A 19,182-nucleotide genomic window follows, 5' to 3' on the forward strand; every position below is an offset into this window, starting at 1 on the left:
TTTATTTAAAATTTTCTCCTTTAATATTGATCAATAAAGAAAACCAACACATCTGGAACATGACCTATTTTTTTATCTATAAAATCTTTAAGTTGTTTAGGAATAGTAGGAAGTTTCTTGTAATCATCTAGGAAAACTCCTCCGTTTTGCTTTGGAACGAAAACGTTTGTTTCTTGATAATCTACATTATAGAACCATACTTGACCTTGATTATCAACATAAATAGTCCACTTCATATAATTGCTAATCGAATTATTAATATTTCTTTGATATATAAGTTTATTATAATAATCAAAAATTCCATAAACAATAGTATTATCTTTAAATTCTTTTACAATAATACTAATATCCCTAAAATAATATATTCCAGGAGAATTTATAAATGTATTTTTTTTCACAAATACTGCTCTATCTTTATTGGTATTTCTAGTTAAATTAGAATTTTTATTACAACTAATAACCAGAAATAACATTATAATTAATGTAATTCTTCCCATTCTTTACTTTTTATTATAATTGTTTGAGTCCATTTAATCGTTATCCAATAATCTTTGGGATGTGCAACTGCTCTTGTAAAACTATTAAAAGCTCTGTCTAGTAAAACGTTTTGATTATGATTTATTTGATCAGTCCATTTTAAATTATATTTAAAAATATATGAGTCACTCTTTTTATCATAAGTTCCATTTAGCACGTAACTAAAATATTTAGTGCCATGTAGCATACCATATCCTGTATTATATGTATTATCTATTTCAAAATGAAAATTACCAGATGTTTCGGAATATGTGCCTTTCTTCTCAGAATACATCATATAGCTTCTTGCTAAAGCCCGTTTATACAATTCATCCTGTACAAATCCATTTTTACTCACATAATTAGTCCAACTTTTATCATATGAAAAACTTAGATTTTTTCCTGATCCACCTAACCAATGATTCATTAATTGTTCTCCTTTTTTATCAAAATACCAAAAAGCTGCTGGATTTCCATCATTGTTTGTTCCTTCTCCAAACTGCGAAAAATCAATCCCTTCAAAGTAATTTTGCGGATTTAAAAAACTTTGCAAGACATTATAGGCTTCCTGACCATAATAAGTAGTTCCTCCAATACCACTTCCCGGATTTTGCCACAATGACATTCTGTTGGCACTTGTATTCATTCCCTCAAAGAAATCGCCTCCCATAATAGTGGTATTAGGATCGAAATCCCAATGTCCGTATATATCCCATTTAGTCGCAGCCATTCCATCCGGATCAACATAGTTCACAGGATTATTAAATGCATAATTATACGGAGAATATCTCCTCATTTGTTCTGCCAACGGATCAATGACACCCCATCTACCGATATCACTCATATACATCCTGGCCCCGAAATCGTTCCATCCTGTTTCCGTCTGTAGTTCCTTGCCGTTGTATTGATAGTTATAAGAAGAAGGATTTCTGGACGAAATAAAATTGGCATCATACTTAAGCCCGAAAGCATAATAATTGTTTTCTTCAAGAACGTCTGCGCTGCCACTGGTTGCATTCCTGAAATAGCTCAGGCGTACATTTCCAAGATGGTCTGTATAGCTGTAAATATATTGATTTTTTAAATTATTATACTTTCTGAAGTTGATACATTAGGAGTGATCTTCAATCATTTGCATATGTTTTTATCGACAAAAATAAACAAGAGTAGGAGAAATCCTACTCTTATTTTCTATTAATGTATTTTTAATTTTTATTGATTTTCAATAGGTTAATGACTGTGGAATTATGCCATCACTAACTTTGATACACGACCATATATTTATAAATCATTATTGAGTATCAATTTTATTTTTCATTTGTTTTTTATACAAAATCATTTGTGGTATAAATAATAATAAAATAGATAATAAAGCAGGTTTAAATCCTTTTAGAATTATAAAAATTACCGCAACAATTATAGATCCAATTAATACAAATGAATTGATTTTATAAGCTATTTTTAGATATCCATTCTCAGCAAATTCATCCCAACTATCAATTATTCTAAAATTATATTTATCCGTATTACTTTTAAGAATATGTATAAATTTAATAGCATCTTTAGACCTAATTTTAGAATTGTTTATGTAAATTATGTTATTATCTGTCTTTATTTTACGTATTAGTTGGTCTTCATCTACAACAATAGTTTTTATTTCACTTATCTTAATAGGTTTAATAGGTTTATAATTAAAAAAAACTTTTTTTTCCACACAAAATGTAACTCAATATCATCTTTAATAATAATTTTAAGATTTCCAATTATGAAATAATAAATTAGTAAAAAAACAATTACTAAAAATAAAACTGGAAATATTAATGAATTATATTCTGCACAAATGAAAATCGCCATTAACAATATTACTGGAAATAAAAAAAGACTCAGTAAAACTCTTGACTGTCTAAAAACGTTTATATTATATTCTTGCATTATTATATTCTTCCTTGATTTTGCAACATTTTAAAAATGCAATAACCGGCAAATAAAATGAATCCTATGATTGGAAAAAGAATAGCAAAAAAATTGCTTTTTCTTTTAATTTCTTCGCTATCAATTATTTTATCAAAATTTTTATAAACTAATATTAAATATAATAATATCATCGTAAGAAAAATAACTAATAAATAAATAATTTTTGGAATTGTAGGAAGATCCAGTTTAAATAAAATATCCAAAAATATTAAGAAAACTATAAAATAAAAATTGAGGAAAAAGGTTATCATCATTATTGATGTATATTTTGCAACATCACTATTTCCCATCTTTATTTGCAAATAATAATATTTGTTATATAGATATTCTAAAAAATTTATAATATATTTCATCTGTTATTTCTTTTACTCAATTTTACCAAACCCACCAAATCCGTCGGTAGCTGCATCTAGTAGAAAATATGTTGCACTAATTCCAAAACCTACTGGACCTAAAAATCCAACTACAGTCATTGTCACATCTAAAGCTGCTTTAGCACCAACTTTCCAATCAGTGCCTCCTTTATTAACATAATAATCATAAGTTTTATATGTTGTATAAGCTGTTGTAGCTACAGTAATAACATTTCCTAAACCTTTAGCAGCTTTAAGATACTTACTTCCTGTAGATCCTATTGTTCCTAAAATTCTTAATTCTTGAGCGGCTCCATTTAATGCTTTAAACTCACTATATGTTAATCCTGACGATTTTAATATACCATAATCAATAAGTTGTGTTTTTATATCATTACCAAATCCAATGGCTCCAAGTTTTTCATTAAGTTCATCCCAAAATGTGTTATCGTTCACTTTAACTTTATGCAAAGTCACCCCGCCAGTATTACCTGTAAGCATTGTATCGTTGTCGTAAAACATTGCATTATTTGAGTTATCGAGTGTACCCCATATTGCATATCCATTATTAAAAGAGATATCGTTTATATTTCCACCTCCCATCAAATAACTAAACATAGAACCCGCTGCGTTTCCTGTTACGGTATATCCACTTCCACCACTTCCAGGATTCTTCCATAATGACATTCTGTTGGCACCAGTAATCATTCCCTCAAAGAAATTACCTCCCATGATAGTGGTATTAGGATCGAAATCCCAATGTCCGTATATATCCCATTTAGTCGCTGCCATTCCATCCGGATCAATAAAGTTCACAGGATTATTAAACGCATAATTATACGGAGAATACCTTCTCATCTGCTCTGCCAACGGATCAATTACACCCCATCTGCCGATGTCAGGCATATACATCCTGGCGCCGAAGTCATTCCAGCCGGTTTCTGTCTGGAGTTCCTTACCGTTATATTGATAGTTATAAGAAGAAGGATTTCTGGACGAAATAAAATTGGCATCATACTTAAGCCCGAAAGCATAATAATTATTTTCTTCAAGAACTTCTGCGCTGCCACCGGCTGTATTTCTTAAATAGCTCAGGCGTACATTTCCCAAATGGTCTGTATAGCTGTAAATATATCGATTTTTTTCAAAATCATAATAGCCTTCTGAAGTAGGAACAAATTTTAGCACCGGATTTGTTAAACTTCCTATATAAACCTCTTCATATTGAAAGCCATCCAGATAATCAGTTATGGTACTGGTTTCAAGATTATTCCTCCCCACTCCATACGTGTAAATTTTCTTGAGCTTTACCCCCATCGCATTGTAAACATATTTTGTTTTAACATGATAATCCGTTTCGAAGCCAACCATTCTCGGCTTATAGGTCTTATCAAACTTTATGTTATCAGCAAGATTTAAAAAATTATATTTTATTTCCAGAATACCTTTATCTGCTTGGCTCGTCATGTTCCCATTGTCATCATAGGAAATTACATTCCCTGAAGTATCGGGATATCCCCCATAGTTGGCAGATTCATCCATAACCGTCTGAAGCTTGTTTCCGTCATACGTGTACACAAGATTATCAATCTGCTCTTCCATTCCCGAAAACCCTTTGGTGTTTCTTTTCAGGGTCTGAATATTTCCGCCCAGGTCATAGGTGAGCTCTTCATTATAAAGATCATTCTGCGGGACGGAAGAGGCGGGTTCAGAATAAACTGCCTTTTGCATTCTGTTCAGCCCGTCATACTGGTAGGCATATCTTTTCAGGACATCATCGGAAGAAGTTCTCCAGTCGACCTCCGTGATATTGCCATTATACTTTGCCAAAGCAGTAACCGGGGCGGTAGTTTTCATTTCATAGGCAAAGAGTTTCCCGTTCAGGTTGGCCGGGTCATTGATCTTTTTCAGAGTACCTTTGATATCGTAGGTATAATCGATGCTTTGGAGATTATTTCCTGTTTTCTTATTGATCAGCTGTGAAAGCTCATTATAGGTATTTTCAGCCAGCAGCTCCTGCGGATTGCTGCCCACCTGGTGGTACTGCTTTTTCAGTCTTCCCTGGTCGTCGTATTCAAACGTCTGGGTGATCTGTTTTTCAGTATCTGTCGAGAGCCTTTTGTGGTAGACTTTGGTCTGCTTTACCCATCCTGCAAAATTGATTTCAGATTCTGTTCTCGTATAACCCCCGAGATGGTTGATGGAGTAGGAAGCCACTGATCTCCCTTTGGTATCATACCATACATAGCTTTTGGTCCAGTTGTTATCTTCAATATTTTTAACCAGGCTCAGGGTAGGCAGGGTTTTCGTGCTTACCGGGGCATTGGAGGCATCCGTCATAATTTCCTGCCCGAATACGGAAGCCGGAAAAGAAGGGTTAAAGCTATAGGCAGGGTAGGTGTCATAATAGTTGACCGACAGCACTGTGATCGCTCCTGCAGGGAAAGCATTTTGGGTATAGTAAACGTCTATTCCGTTGGTGGTAAATGACGAGGTACTTCTTATCTCGTTGTTTTCCGCATTTACCGTAAGATTACTTACATTGTTCTGAAGTGTCAGTCTGGAATCGGTACTTGGGAAAAATCCGGTGTAGACGGTTCTTCCCAGTTTATCATATTTGGTGACCATCCAGCCTTTTGCTCCAAACGTATTGTCTATGGTTCTCAGGTTGGCATCCTGGGTCATGATCGGCCGGTCCTGCTGATCATAAATGATATATTCCCATCCTTTCCCCGGAACCTTCTTCTCTACCAGGCGGTTCCAGCCGTCATACCGGTACTGGTAGCAGAGATTGTCATAGGTAGTCTGATTCATCGGCGCATTCACGGCCAGCGGAGGGATTACAAAAGCAAGCTGGTTGTACTCATTGTACACATAATACGTATCTGTTTCCTCAGGTTTTCCGGCGGCTTTCTTAACAAGTACTACCTGCCCGGCTTTATTTTTATATTCGATATTTTTGTTTCCGTCTCCATCGGTTACTGAAGTTTTAACGAGCGTGTTAGCAGGGTAAAACCCGGGCGATGAAAGCGCATCATCTGTTCTTCCTTCGGCCCAGCCGGTGATTACAGTATATTTTTTGACCTCATTGGCTTTATTCGCGTAATAGCCCATGGTTACGGGATGATTCTGCCATTCTTGTCCTGAAGAGATGCTGCTGAGCGGACGGCCAAGCGGTGACTTTTCCAGCACGGTATGCGAAAAAGGCCGGCTGTCTCCATATACGGATACGGCGGTGCTTTTTACGGCACTGCTGTCCTGAATGGCACCTCCCAGGGAAGTCATCGGAACTGGATTCCAGCTGTCGACGCTTCTTCCGAAACGGTCGTAAGGAATATGCTGTACCATATCTTTTCCCGCAGGAGTGGATTTGATGCTCACCGTCTGAAACGGTTTTCCAAAACTGTCAAAATACTGTACGGTTTCGGATACTTTGGTACAGTCGCCGGTCAGGCAGGTTTTGGTATAAATATAATTTTCGGTAGGGGTAAGATTAGTTTGGGCAGAGATGCTTATCGCTAATAAGATCCCCGGTATAGTTAGAAATTTTTTCATTCTTTTTATCATTTTAAAATTAAAAAAACCGATGGCTAAGGCTTATAATGATATTCATATTCCTTCAGCGTTTTTTCAACGATGCTTCCCGCATTGTTCCGTTCTGCGCCCTTCACTTTCTTCAGCCTTCCTGCGCTGTCATATTCGTAGAGTTCCCGCTGTCCGTTCGGAGAGGTGGTCGTGGTGAGTCCTACCAACGGATCACAGGTGTAAGTCGTAATCTGATATCCGGCCATGGAAGAATGTGTACGCAGATTTTCCAGGGCGGTGATCAGGGTACTTTCGGTAGCAGGGTTAAGATTGTCATTGTTTGAAGCCTGTATTGCCGCAATGACAAGAGGATTGTTTTTAACATCATCATATTGGGCACCTTCTATTTTCGCAATAACCTGGGTGGTATCATACCCGAATATAAATGCCACTGTTTTTCCTTTTCCGGACGAGATCTGTACAGGATTGGTTTGGGAATCATAAGCATCCATTTTTAGAGTTTCTCTCATGTTTCCGTCCGCTATGCTTGCCGAGTAAACAGAAGTCGGCATAAGGGATAGGTTCTCAAATTTGGTAACCTTTTTGGCAATGGTTTTTCCATTTTTCTTTTCTTCCACGATAATGGGAACTCCTGTCATATTCGCAGTAACCAGATGAGTGTAATCAGGTTGTCCTTCAGCATAGGTAATGATTTGTTCGAAGATTTCAGCGTCAGCTGTATTTTTAATATAAGAAGGCTTTAGATTGGAAATGTTAATAAGCTTTTCAGAGGCTGTTTCCAGGCTTCCTCCGTCAGCGTAGAAAGCCTTATTTACAGAAGCAGCTTTTTTGATGTAGGCTGTTTTAGATTTAATCTTACCGTGTGTGAAATCGTATTCTTCATTAAAATAATGGTCAGGTTCATAGGTGTAGCTTTCAGAGCTCAGAAGCACATTCTGTTCGTCATACACCTCTTTTCTCGTCATCAGTCCCTGTTTGGTTACATTATAATAAGGCCAGAAGTAAACAGGTTGCAGTGACGTGCCCCCTACCTGCTGCTTAGGATAATCATCCGGGTTTCCAAAAGAGTATCGTATAGATCCCAGGCCGGTTTCGGATACTTTTACATTCCGGTATAATATATAGCTGTTGACAGGGCCTTCTTCATTATCAAAACTGTAACCGCTGGCAGAGTTGGGCAAATCAAAAGAATCGTATTCATAGTGTATGGTTTTACTAGGAGCCGCTTCATTTATTCTGGAGTAATATTTCACATATTTCAGTCTCTTATCTGATACCTTTTGTGCATTTCTGTAAGGTGGAGGAAGGAATTTAGTTTCAGCGACGGTGAATGTACCCACACCGCTTACATCCGGATCGAATACAGCCTGTAAGGTGTATGATCCCGGATAAAGCAATAGCGCTTTTTTTTCATTGTAATAATCGACAAACGTAAATATTTCCTGATTGTTCTTCTTTAATACAAATTTCAGATTTTTAGGAGGCTTGGGAGCTCCCGGTAAAGTTGGCAGATCATTACCATTATAGTTTTTTGAAATATCCAGCTTAAATACAAACCTTTTTTGCTTTGATACGTCACCTGGAATGGTAAAATTATAATTTGTTGTGCTTAAAGTATTAACCTGGTTGGTGAAAATGTCACTTTCATACTGGATTTCAGGATTAAAGTTTAAACTGCTTTCAAGACCTGCAAGATAATCAGGATCATTACGATTAGAAAACACATCCCCTTCTTCATATTCATATTGGGTAACAGCTCCCTGCGGAGAGATTACTTTTTCAAGCTTTCCGTCCTGATACATAAAGCTTGTACGTTCAGTTGCATTTCCGTTCTTATCTTTTTTCTCAATAAAATTGAGAGTTCTTTTGCTGGCGTTGATCGATGAATTAAAAGCATAACTGTAAACCGTTTCTCCTGCCGGATTCTTCACCGTAATTCCTTCCAGCGTATAAGGATCATTTTTTGACCCTTCAAGGGTCTCGTTATAGGTCTGAGTGAATATGACTTCACCTTTTCGGCTTTTGATCCCTTTCAGACGGTAGATCTCATAAAGCCGTGTATTGACAGAATACTTGTCTTTTTTATCATACGTAAACGTTATAACTGAAGCTCCTGAAGGGGTTTTTATTTCTGAAAGCATAAAGGCAGAATGATACTCGGCACCGAACAGATCATCCGGGAATTTATAACGGTTGACGTTTACCGTATTAAAGAAGTACTGGTATCCCTGGTCATCAGTAAGCGTAAAATTTTTGATCTTTAGGGTGGCTGTTATACTATTATCTCTTGTATAGCTGATTTTCATGTTATCAGCGGTCATTTTTATCAGGGTAAAGGTATCATGGATAGTATCCCTTTTAATCATGAATTTCCCCGCATAGCCCGGAAGATTGTAGTAGTAGATATCATCAAATTCATTTTTCTTGTAATAGGAAGCCGAAGCGTCAATATAGGATTCATCGGCAAGATCACCCATTACTTTCTTATAGATAACACCTCCTGCGGCCAGCGACCATCCGCTTCCAACATCAGAAATATTGTTGCCAATATCAAGCGTATTATAACTTATTCCAAGAGGATAGCTGAAGTTTCCTGTATTGCCGGGAAGCGTAAGTAATGGAATATCGATGGAAGGCTGCCCGGTCTGGATGGAAACGGGGGTATCTGAAAATCCAGCCAGAGAAGCCATGGATGGAGAAGCAATAGGTACATCTATCCATTCCCCCACACTGGACTGCGCATACATACTGTGTTTACCTAAAAGTAAAGACAATATAAAAAATACGGTTTTTATATTTTTATTCATGAATTATTATTTCTTAATTAGTTTAGCACTTGCTGTTTTATTATCATTAGTTTTCACCGTTACCAGATACGCTCCCTGAACCAGCGCCTGCGTATTAATTTTGGTCACTTTATTTTTGGTTTTCAGACTCTGCAGCTGCCTTCCACCCATATCATACACCGTAATCTCTGCTTCAAACGGAGGCTCCCCTCCTTTGGAGGGGCTGGGGGAGGTTCCTAACTCCACATACGCATACTCACTCACCGGATTCGGGTAGATCTTAATATCCTGCTTTTCGATCAGCTGGTCGATCTGTTTATCTCCCAGCTTCACAATCTTCCAGTTCTCTTTTCCTAATTCTTCAGCACTCGTTCCGGCCAATACAATCGAACCGTCCCGGTTCAGTTTTATGTCGGATAATCTCTCTTCTCTTTGTCTCTTGTCTCCCGTTACATGCTTTCTCCACTGCTCATTTCCGTTCTGGTCCAGGTACAGCATCCAGAATGTTTCATCATCACTTTCTATTCTTCCTTCCGCCTGCGTGTAACCGCCCAGCAAAATGCCCTTGGTCAGGTTGCCGGATTCCCCTCCTTTGGAGGGGTTAGGGGAGGATATCACACTCATTCCCATCAGCACATCCCTATTTTTAAAATTGTAGGATTTCTGCCAGATTTCTTCCCCTCTTTCATTGAGGGAAATCAACCACAGATCGGTTCCTTCTTCAATACCCACCGTTTTATTTCCTGACCTTTCCGATCTTGATTCACCCCCCGATTAAATATCCTGTGGAAGTCAGAGCCAACGTTCTTAAATGATCATCTCCTGTTCCGCCGAAATTCTTTTCCCATTCTACTTTCCCATCTTTATTCAGCTTGATGATCCAATAATCCCCTTCTCCGAAATTTTCGGTAGACTTTGCATAACCGGAAAGTGATTTTGAATTTTGGGTTGAAGCGTTTTGCTCCCCTCCTTTGGAGGGGCTGGGGGAGGATGCACTTCTTGAATACACTCCCAGCAAAGCCCCGCCATCTTTCGTCGGAATCATTTTCTCCACCTCATCCAATCCTTTTCCGCCTAAAATCAATTGTGATAATTCCTTTCCGTTTTTATCCAGTCGTACCACCAGAACATCTTTAGAACCATAGCCTGCTGTTCCCTTCGAGAGCCTCAGGGAACTTTGATCCGTTGATTCGCCCGTTGCCTGAGCAGAGCCGAAGGCAACATTCCCCGCCACAAAAAATCCCATATCGGTGGTCTGAATTACCGCTCTTGCTTCTTCATCCGAAGCGCCGCCAATGGTTTTCTGCCATAATTCATCGCCGAATTCGTTGATTCTGATCAGCCAGATATCAGATCCGCCCTTGGAATCCTCTTTTTTATCCAAGCCTTTCCCACTGAAAGAAGTACCGGCTAATAAAAACCCACCTTCCTGTGTATTGACCGTTGCTGATAGAAAATCATGATTCTGTCCCGAGAAATACTTTTCCCAGACTTCTTCTCCCTGCTGGTTTAATTTAACCAAATGGAAATCGTAACCGTTATTTTGTTGCTGGCTGTTGGCTGCTGGCAGCTGGCTTTTGCCTGCGGCTCTCGAAGGAGTGGTCCCTGAGGTTCTCGAAGGTGTGGTCCCTGAGCCTGTCGAAGGGATAGAACTCCCGGTTATCAGATACTGCTGATCGATGGTTGTGGTGATCTGGGAAAGAAAATCCTGTGTTGAAGATTGGATATCTTTCTGCCAGATGACTTCCTGGGCAGAAACGCTCAGGAATGTGCATACAAACAATGCACTGGAATAGAGTCTTTTCATACGTAGTGTTGAATGGTTAAACTGTTATGATCTTTTTGGCGAAATTAGAAAGGTTTTTTCTTAAGAAAATAAGGAAAACCTCATCCCTGAATACTTATTGATAAGAATATTGTAGTAAGGAAGAAAGGCCCTGAAATGAATGGTTGTTATCATGGTTTTTTGTTTATTATTTTAGATTCAAAAACATCATTTTTCAATCAGATATACAAAACTATTCCTCAGAGACGACAAACCGTGTCGTATGATCATGAATATTCAGTTTTTGTTCAGAAGGGGAAAATCTTATTCTTTAAATCCGGGGCGAAATTAGAGAAAAAAAATCATAAAACAATGATACGTTGTTAAAAATTAATCTTGGTAAAAAACTTTAAAAAATGACGGTGAATAAAATTTTATTACTTCAGTTATTGAGATGATTTTGAGATGAAATAGGGGCGTTGTAACGAATAATATTCTACCATAAAGCAGAAGCGGTTAAATGAAAAAAATGAAACTTTAATGCCGGTATTTTTTGTAGTAAAACCTGAACAATAAATTTTATATCCCTTACGTTTGAGTTAAAAAATAACGATAATTATTCTTGTTTAATTTTAAAAAACACAACATGAGAAATAAACCCAATGTTCCGTTGTATGACGATCATCTGATGCGTTTTGTTTTGGATGTTTTTTCAGAAATTCTGGCCAATCTTCAAAAACCGCAGGGGAAGGATTCCTTGTATTACGACAGTGCGGATGTCAAAAGAATGCTTAATATCAGCGACAGTACTTTGTTCCGGATCAGGAAATCACAGAGTATTCCACATGTCCGGATCGGACGGAAAATATTTTATCCAAAATCGTTTTTCAACAGTGCCCTCAAAAAATGAGGGTATTTTTTTTATTTGAATGGGAGGTGAGGGTTCGTAAGTCACCGGTCAAAACCAGTCATATTTTCCTGCAATCCTTCGGGCGTTCTTCGGAAGCTCTTCGGAAAAAGTACCGTTTTTCCGAAGCCGACCCGAAGGTGATCCTAAGAAGACCCGAAGAAAGTACCTCGGAAACCGGTCAAAACCGGTCAAAAAGCGTCAAAACCGGTCATCGCTTTCACAAGTGCTTGAAAATGGAAAATTCCGTTCTATCTTCGTTTCACTAATCTTAAAAATACAAAAAGATGGCAAGAATAACGAAAGGAATCCTGGGAGGATTTTCAGGCAAAGTAGGAACGATTGTAGGAGCCAGCTGGCGCGGACAGGATATCATCAGGAGTATCCCCAAACCCAGCAACAGACCACCAAGTGAGAAGCAGCAGCTTCAGCAGGAGAAATTTAAAATGGTCATCACGTTTCTCCAGCCGCTCAAAAGTATTCAGACGAAATATTTCGGATCGGGGAGCGGATCAAAATCCAGGGTAAATATGGCGGTATCCTACACCATCAGTGAGGCGGTACAGATGGCGGGCGATGTTCCCGAACTGGTGTACAACAAGGTGCTGATCACCAAAGGCGACCTTACCGGTTTCCAGAACATGACCGTCCAGCCGCAAGCGGGAAATATCATCCGGCTGAACTGGGAGAATAATTCCACTCAGGGCAATGCCGCAGAAACCGACACTGTCAACGTGATTTGCTACTGCGAGGAACTGGACCGCTTTGAGATCTTTGAATCCATAGCCGTTCGCACCGATCTGACGAAAGAGGTCACGCTTCCCGCAGCGTATGCCGGAAAAGAGGTCCAGGTCTGGAGTTACTTTCATAATCTTAAAGGGACTTCGGCTTCTAATAGTGTGCATATTGGTGCTGTTACCCTGATCTAGAAATGATGAGCTGCCTCAAAAGTGAGGCGGCTTTTTTGTTTATGTATGTTAAATCAAAGAAAGAGAGTTGCGCTGGCTTGAATACTTACACAGGTTATTTTAAACTATAGATCTCTTGATTATGTTTAGAAATAAAAATGCCCCGCAGATAGGCGAGGCGCTAAATGTTTTCACAACGGAATAATCCTTATTGTGAATTGCTTTCGAATACAAATCTAAAAATTATTTTTTTAATTATTTTATGGTTTTCCACAAAATACTTACTTTTTTTCTTTTTATTTTTATACAATTTCAAAAAACTAATAGATATGACAAAAAATATACTTGGATTAGACTTGGGGACAAACTCGATTGGCTGGGCATTAGTAAAACAGGATTTTGATAACAAGCAATGGGAAATTCTTGGTACTGGAAGCAGGATTAATATAAGTTTTTAAAATATAAAAGCCTGTCTTTGTTAGACAGGCTTAGTGAAAGCAATTCACAACTAACTCCGCACAATATAAACTTCATTGATCGCTTTAAATTATGTTTTGTTAGTACAATATTGTTAGTTGAAAACCCTTGGAAGGTTTACAAGATAAGATTGGAGCCTTATCAAATTTAACTCGTCAGTCAAATTACATCCAATATTTAATACAAACTTAGGAATAAATATTTATATTTGTGCGGAGTTATAAAATAATATTTTTATAATCAAATTAATTAACTGATAATCAGTATGAAAAATATACTTGGATTAGACTTAGGAACAAACTCGATTGGTTGGGCATTAGTAAACCAGGATTTTGATAATAAGCAAGGAGAGATTCTTGGTATGGGAAGCCGGATTATTCCGATGTCACAGGATATTCTGGGCGATTTTGGAAAAGGAAATTCTGTCTCACAAACCGCGGAACGTACAAAATACAGAAGCGTAAGAAGATTACGCGAAAGATTTCTTTTAAGAAGAGAAAGGCTTCACAGGGTATTAAATATTTTGAATTTCCTTCCAGAGCATTATGCTTCGCAGATTGATTTTGAAAAACGATTTGGGAAGTTTAGAGTTGAAACTGAACCCAAACTTGCCTGGAAAAATATTGATGGACAATTTTCATTTCTGTTTCAGGATTCTTTCAACGAGATGCTTGAAGATTTTAAAGTAAACGGGCAGGATTTAAAAATACCTTACGACTGGACGATTTATTATCTCCGCAAAAAGGCACTTTCTCAAAAAATTGAAAAAGAGGAACTGGCTTGGATTATTTTAAACTTTAATCAAAAACGCGGTTATTATCAATTGCGTGGAGAAGATTTCGAAGAAGAGAAAGATAAAACTTTTGTACGCTTAAAAGTTGATAAAATTGTAGATTCGGGAGAGAATATAAAAGGGAAAATTCTTTATGATGTATATTTTGAAAATGGGTGGAAATATGACAAGCAAATTGTTAAAACTGAAGATTGGATTGATCGTACAAAAGAGTTTATTATCACTGAGTCCATTTTGAAAAGTGGAGAAATTAAAAGAACCTTTAAAGCGGTTGACTCTGAAAAAGATTGGATTGCAATAAAAACTAAAACCGAACAGGAAATCGAGCAATCTCATAAAACAGTTGGAACCTATATTTATGAAACACTTCTCAAGAATCCGAAACAAAAAATAAAAGGAAAACTGGTTCGGACGGTTGAAAGAAAATTTTACAAAGAAGAACTCAGGCAGATTTTAGAAAAGCAAAGAGAGTTTCATCAGGAATTACAGAGTGATGATTTATATAATGACTGCATTCGTGAGTTATATAAAAACAATGAAGCACATCAACTGACTTTAAGCAAAAAAGATTTTGTACATCTTTTTATGGAGGATATTATTTTCTACCAGAGACCTTTGAGAAGCCAGAAGTCTTCTGTTTCCAACTGTACTTTGGAGTTCAGAAAATACAAAGATGAAAATGAAGCAGAGCATACACAATATTTGAAAGCTATTCCAAAATCTAATCCTTTTTATCAGGAATTCCGCCTTTGGCAATGGATGTATAATTTAAATATTTACAGAAAAGATGACGAAACCAATGTTACCAAAGAGTGTTTAAATACTACAAAAGATTTCGAAGATCTGTTTGAGTTTTTAAATAGCAGAAAGGAAGTTGACCAAAAAGCATTGCTAAAGCATTTTAAACTCAATGAAAAAACACACCGCTGGAACTTTGTAGAAGACAAGAAATATCCTTGCAACGAAACTAAGACGATGATTTTGTCGAGATTAGATAAAGTTGAAAATGTTTCTGATGATTTCTTCACGAGAGAAATTGAACAGAAGATTTGGCATATTATCTATTCCGTAAACGATAAAGTGGAGTATGAAAAAGCATTGAAATCGTTTGCCAATAAAAATAGTCTGGATGAGATTTCTTTCTTTGAAGCTTTTAAAAAATTTCCACCTTTTAAAAGTGAATACGGTTCTTTTTCAGAAAAAGCGATTAAAAAATTGTTGCCTTTGATGCGAATAGGAAAATATTGGAATTATGCTGATATCGATAAATATTCAAAAGACAGAATTCAGAAAATCATCGATGGAGAATATGATGAAAATATAAAAGATAAAGTAAGAGAAAAGGCAGTTCACCTTAAATCGGAAAATGATTTCCAAGGTCTTCAACTTTGGTTGGCTCAATATATTGTTTATGGAAGACATTCAGAAGCTTCGCTGATTGGAAAGTGGAATTCTGCCGATGATTTGGAAGAATTTTTGAAAGAATTTAAACAACATTCGCTTCGTAATCCTATTGTAGAACAGGTGATTACAGAAACTTTACGTGTTGTAAAAGATATTTGGGTAAAATATGGAAACGGAACGAAAAACTTCTTTAATGAAATTCATATCGAATTAGGAAGAGAAATGAAACTTCCTGCGGCAGACAGAGAACAATTGACACGTCAGATTTCGGAAAACGAAAATACGAATCTAAGAATCAAAGCATTATTGGCCGAAATGATGAATGACCATTCGGTTGAAAATGTTCGTCCATACTCTCCTATGCAACAGGAAATTTTGAAAATTTATGAGGATGGAATTTTAAAATCAGATATAGAAATTGATGATGAAATTCTGAAAATTAGCAAAACCGCACAACCTTCTCCTTCAGATTTAAAAAGATACAAGCTTTGGTTGGAACAGAAATATAAATCTCCTTATACCGGACAAATTATTCCATTAAATAAATTATTTACAGCCGAATATGAAATTGAACATATTATTCCACAAAGCCGGTATTTTGATGATAGTTTTAGTAATAAAATTATTTGTGAATCAGCGGTTAATAAATTGAAGGATAATTATATTGGGCTTGGATTTATTAAACAGTTTGGAGGAACTATTATTGAACTTGGTTTCGGGAAAAATGTAAAGGTTTTTGACACAGAAGAATATGAAGATTTTGTAAAGAAACATTATGCCAATAACCGAAGTAAGAGAAATAAGCTTCTTTTAGAAGATATTCCTGAGGAAATGATCAAACGACAATTGAATGATACTCGTTACATCAGTAAATATATTTCCGGCATACTTTCCAACATTGTCAGGGTAGAAGATGGTTCGGATGAAGGTGTAAATTCTAAAAACATTGTTCCCGGAAATGGGAAAATCACGACTCAGCTGAAACAAGATTGGGGATTGAATGATGTTTGGAATGATTTGATTTTGCCACGATTTGAAAGAATGAATCAACTTACCAATTCAGCAGATTTTACCGCCTGGAATGAAAATTACCAAAAGTTTTTGCCAACCGTGCCAATCGAATTTTCCAAAGGTTTTTCAAAGAAAAGGATTGACCATCGTCATCACGCAATGGATGCTTTGGTAATCGCTTGCGCGACGAAAGACCACGTAAATTTACTCAACAATCAATCTGCAAAATCGGATACTAAACGTTACGATTTGAAAAAGAAATTGATGAGGTTTGAGAAAGTGGTCTATAATCACGTACAAACGGGAGAGAAAGTCGAAAAGGAAGTACCTAAACAATTTTTGAAACCTTGGGAAAACTTTACAGTTGATGCTAAACATAATTTGGAATCTATCATTGTAAGTTTTAAACAAAATCTACGTGTCATTAATAAAGCGACTAATTATTACGAGAAATATGTAGAGAAAGACGGTGTGAAAAATAAAGAAAAAATAGAACAGACCGGAACCAATTGGGCGATTAGAAAACCAATGCATAAGGATACTGTTTCGGGTAAAGTAAACTTACCATGGGTAAAAGTTCCAAAAGGGAAAATTTTAACGGCAACGAGGAAAAGTCTTGATACATCATTTGATTTGAAGTCTGTAGGATCTATTACCGACACAGGAATTCAGAAAATTCTCAGAAATTATTTGGAATTCAAAGGCAGTCCGGAACTTGCATTTTCACCAGAAGGAATTGAAGACCTGAATAAAAATATTGAGAATTACAATGATGGAAAACCGCATCAGCCCATCAATAAAGTAAGAGTTTTTGAATTGGGAAGTAAGTTTCAGGTGGGGCAAACTGGTAATAAAAAAGATAAATATGTGGAGGCTGCAAAGGGGACCAATTTGTTTTTTGCAGTGTACGAAGATAAAAATGGTAAGAGAAATTATGAAACAATTCCTTTGAATGAAGTGATTGAAAGGCAAAAACAAGGGTTATCTGCGGTTGACCTAAAAGGAATGAATGATTTCTATTTATGTCCGAATGATTTGGTTTACATTCCTTCTGAGGATGAACTTGAAAATAAAATCAATATTGATTTTAATAATTTTAAGAAAGAACAAAACAACAGAGTTTATAAAGTTGTGAGTTTTTCTGGAACTCAGATATTTTTTGTAAGACAAGAAATAGCTACATCAATTGTTAATAAAGCTGAATTTTCTACATTAAATAAAATGGAAAGAGCAATAAATGGTTCTATGATTAAGGAAAACTGTATCAAAATTAATGTCGACCGTTTAGGTAACATTTCAAAAGCATAATTTTATGATCACCCGCTCCATCTACATCGGCAACCCCGCTTATCTTAAGCTCAAAGACGAACAGTTGAAAATCCTCTGTCCGGAAACCAAAACGGAAAAGGGGAGTGTTCCGGTAGAAGATCTGGGTTTGCTGATGTTGGATCATTATCAGATTACCATTTCACACCATCTCATTCAGAAAATGATGGGAAATAATGTGGTGGTAATAAGTTGTGATTCCCATCATTTACCTCACGGAATCATGCTGCCATTGTACGGACATAGCGAACATTCGGATCGGGTAAAAGACCAGCTGGAAGCCAGTGAACCGTTAAAGAAACAATTATGGAAACAGACGGTGGAATGTAAAATCGAAAACCAGAAAAACGTTCTGATCAAGTTGGGAAATTATTATGAACCGATGCTGGAGTATCAAAGAAATGTAAAATCAGGTGATATCACCAATATGGAAGGCATCGCTGCGCAGCACTACTGGAAATATCTGATCAGTCTGGATTTTTTGAGACAGCGTTTTGGGGATTCACCCAACCAGTTTTTCAATTTCGGATATGCGGTTCTGAGGAGCATTGTCGCAAGGGCTATTGTTGAGACAGGACTGCTTCCTGTTATGGGGATTTTTCATAAGAATAAGTACAATCCATACTGTCTGGCGGACGATCTTATGGAACCTTACCGTCCGTTTGTAGATGTACTGGTCATGCAGTGGCTGAAGCTAAATCCTCAAACTGAAGAGCTTACAAAAGAGTTTAAGGCTCATATTCTGCAGATTGCAACAAAGGACGTGCGTATTGATGATAAAACCAGGCCCTTGTTAGTTGCTGTGAAAACTACCGCATCTTCGCTTTATAAGTGTTATACAGGAGAAAAGCGGCTGATCTCTTATCCTGAGCTGATATGAATGCCGAAAGGTTTAATGCATACCGAATTATGTGGGTTTTAGTATTATATGATCTCCCAACCGAGACTAAAGCTAATATGAGAGATGCCAACCGCTTTCGGAAAGCTCTTATAGATGATGGTTTTACTTTATTTCAGTTCTCAATGTATGTTCGTCATTGCCCGAGCCGTGAAAATGCGGAAGTACATATTAAAAGAGTAAAGTTTATGCTTCCTAAGGCAGGTAAAGTAGCCATCATGTGCATTACGGATAAACAGTTTGGCGACATTGAAATCTTTTTTGCCAGGAATAAAGAAGAGCCGCCACCGACCTTCCAGCAGCTCGAATTATTCTGATTTTTTAAATTCTAAATAATAAATAAACCCACTGTATTTCAGTGGGTTAAATTTTGAGGTTGTTGTGTATCCCAAAGATACGGACAAATGAAAGCAATTCACAACAAAATCTTCACTGGCTTTCGCTCCTTTGTTGTTGTTGTGTATCCCAAAGATACGGACAAATGAAAGCAATTCACAACAAAAAAGCGTCGCTTCTTG

Annotated in this window: 14 protein-coding genes; 6 read left to right on the forward strand and 8 right to left on the reverse strand. The window is 36.9% G+C overall.

Going from position 1 to position 19,182, the window contains the following annotated elements:
- Positions 1-20 precede the first annotated feature (20 nt).
- The 8 genes from AAHI02_RS20755 to AAHI02_RS20790 form a co-directional block, all read right to left on the reverse strand.
- Positions 21-497 carry a hypothetical protein gene (locus AAHI02_RS20755; protein WP_346984788.1) on the reverse strand — a complete coding sequence of 159 codons (477 nt, stop codon included), beginning with the start codon at positions 495-497 and terminating at the stop codon, positions 21-23.
- Positions 479-1,624, reverse strand: a complete 1,146-nt coding sequence (locus AAHI02_RS20760) for an RHS repeat-associated core domain-containing protein (RefSeq protein ID WP_346986647.1) — start codon at positions 1,622-1,624, stop codon at positions 479-481. The genes AAHI02_RS20755 and AAHI02_RS20760 overlap by 19 nt, the downstream gene beginning before the upstream one ends.
- 183 nt (positions 1,625-1,807) lie before the next feature.
- The gene (locus AAHI02_RS20765) at positions 1,808-2,230 is read right to left on the reverse strand and encodes a hypothetical protein (protein WP_346984789.1); all 423 of its coding nucleotides are present in this window, start codon (positions 2,228-2,230) and stop codon (positions 1,808-1,810) included.
- Between the two features lie 220 nt (positions 2,231-2,450).
- Entirely contained in the window at positions 2,451-2,843 is a 393-nt protein-coding gene (locus tag AAHI02_RS20770) for a hypothetical protein (RefSeq protein ID WP_346984790.1), read from the reverse strand.
- Positions 2,844-2,855: 12 nt separating this feature from the next.
- Complete coding sequence (locus AAHI02_RS20775) at positions 2,856-6,398, reverse strand: DUF6443 domain-containing protein (protein WP_346984791.1); 3,543 nt, start codon at positions 6,396-6,398, stop codon at positions 2,856-2,858.
- 35 nt (positions 6,399-6,433) lie between these two features.
- Complete coding sequence (locus AAHI02_RS20780) at positions 6,434-9,196, reverse strand: RHS repeat domain-containing protein (RefSeq protein ID WP_346984792.1); 2,763 nt, start codon at positions 9,194-9,196, stop codon at positions 6,434-6,436.
- 6 nt (positions 9,197-9,202) lie between these two features.
- On the reverse strand, positions 9,203-9,907 hold the full coding sequence (locus AAHI02_RS20785) for a T9SS type A sorting domain-containing protein (protein WP_346984793.1): 705 nt from the start codon (positions 9,905-9,907) through the stop codon (positions 9,203-9,205).
- Positions 9,908-9,938: 31 nt separating this feature from the next.
- Positions 9,939-10,982 (reverse strand): hypothetical protein, encoded by a 1,044-nt coding sequence (locus AAHI02_RS20790; protein ID WP_346984794.1) that lies wholly within the window; start codon positions 10,980-10,982, stop codon positions 9,939-9,941.
- Positions 10,983-11,586: 604 nt separating this feature from the next.
- Between AAHI02_RS20790 and AAHI02_RS20795 the strand changes: the two genes are divergently transcribed.
- The 6 genes from AAHI02_RS20795 to cas2 all read left to right on the forward strand — a co-directional run bounded on the left by AAHI02_RS20795 (position 11,587) and on the right by cas2 (position 18,981).
- Positions 11,587-11,850 carry a helix-turn-helix domain-containing protein gene (locus AAHI02_RS20795; RefSeq protein WP_346984795.1) on the forward strand — a complete coding sequence of 88 codons (264 nt, stop codon included), beginning with the start codon at positions 11,587-11,589 and terminating at the stop codon, positions 11,848-11,850.
- A gap of 284 nt (positions 11,851-12,134) precedes the next feature.
- Positions 12,135-12,776: a DUF6266 family protein gene (locus AAHI02_RS20800; RefSeq protein ID WP_346984796.1), complete on the forward strand. Its 642-nt coding sequence runs from the start codon at positions 12,135-12,137 to the stop codon at positions 12,774-12,776.
- 308 nt (positions 12,777-13,084) lie between these two features.
- Positions 13,085-13,213 carry a hypothetical protein gene (locus AAHI02_RS20805; RefSeq protein WP_346984797.1) on the forward strand — a complete coding sequence of 43 codons (129 nt, stop codon included), beginning with the start codon at positions 13,085-13,087 and terminating at the stop codon, positions 13,211-13,213.
- A gap of 284 nt (positions 13,214-13,497) precedes the next feature.
- The gene (cas9, locus tag AAHI02_RS20810; protein ID WP_346984798.1) at positions 13,498-17,748 is read left to right on the forward strand and encodes a type II CRISPR RNA-guided endonuclease Cas9; all 4,251 of its coding nucleotides are present in this window, start codon (positions 13,498-13,500) and stop codon (positions 17,746-17,748) included.
- A gap of 4 nt (positions 17,749-17,752) precedes the next feature.
- On the forward strand, positions 17,753-18,646 hold the full coding sequence (gene cas1 / locus AAHI02_RS20815; RefSeq protein ID WP_346984799.1) for a type II CRISPR-associated endonuclease Cas1: 894 nt from the start codon (positions 17,753-17,755) through the stop codon (positions 18,644-18,646).
- On the forward strand, positions 18,643-18,981 hold the full coding sequence (gene cas2, locus AAHI02_RS20820; protein WP_042721221.1) for a CRISPR-associated endonuclease Cas2: 339 nt from the start codon (positions 18,643-18,645) through the stop codon (positions 18,979-18,981). Before cas1 ends, cas2 begins: the two co-directional genes overlap by 4 nt.
- Positions 18,982-19,182 lie beyond the last annotated feature (201 nt).

This window comes from Chryseobacterium sp. POE27 (genome assembly GCF_039727685.1).
In the GTDB taxonomy this organism is placed as follows: Bacteria; Bacteroidota; Bacteroidia; order Flavobacteriales; family Weeksellaceae; genus Chryseobacterium.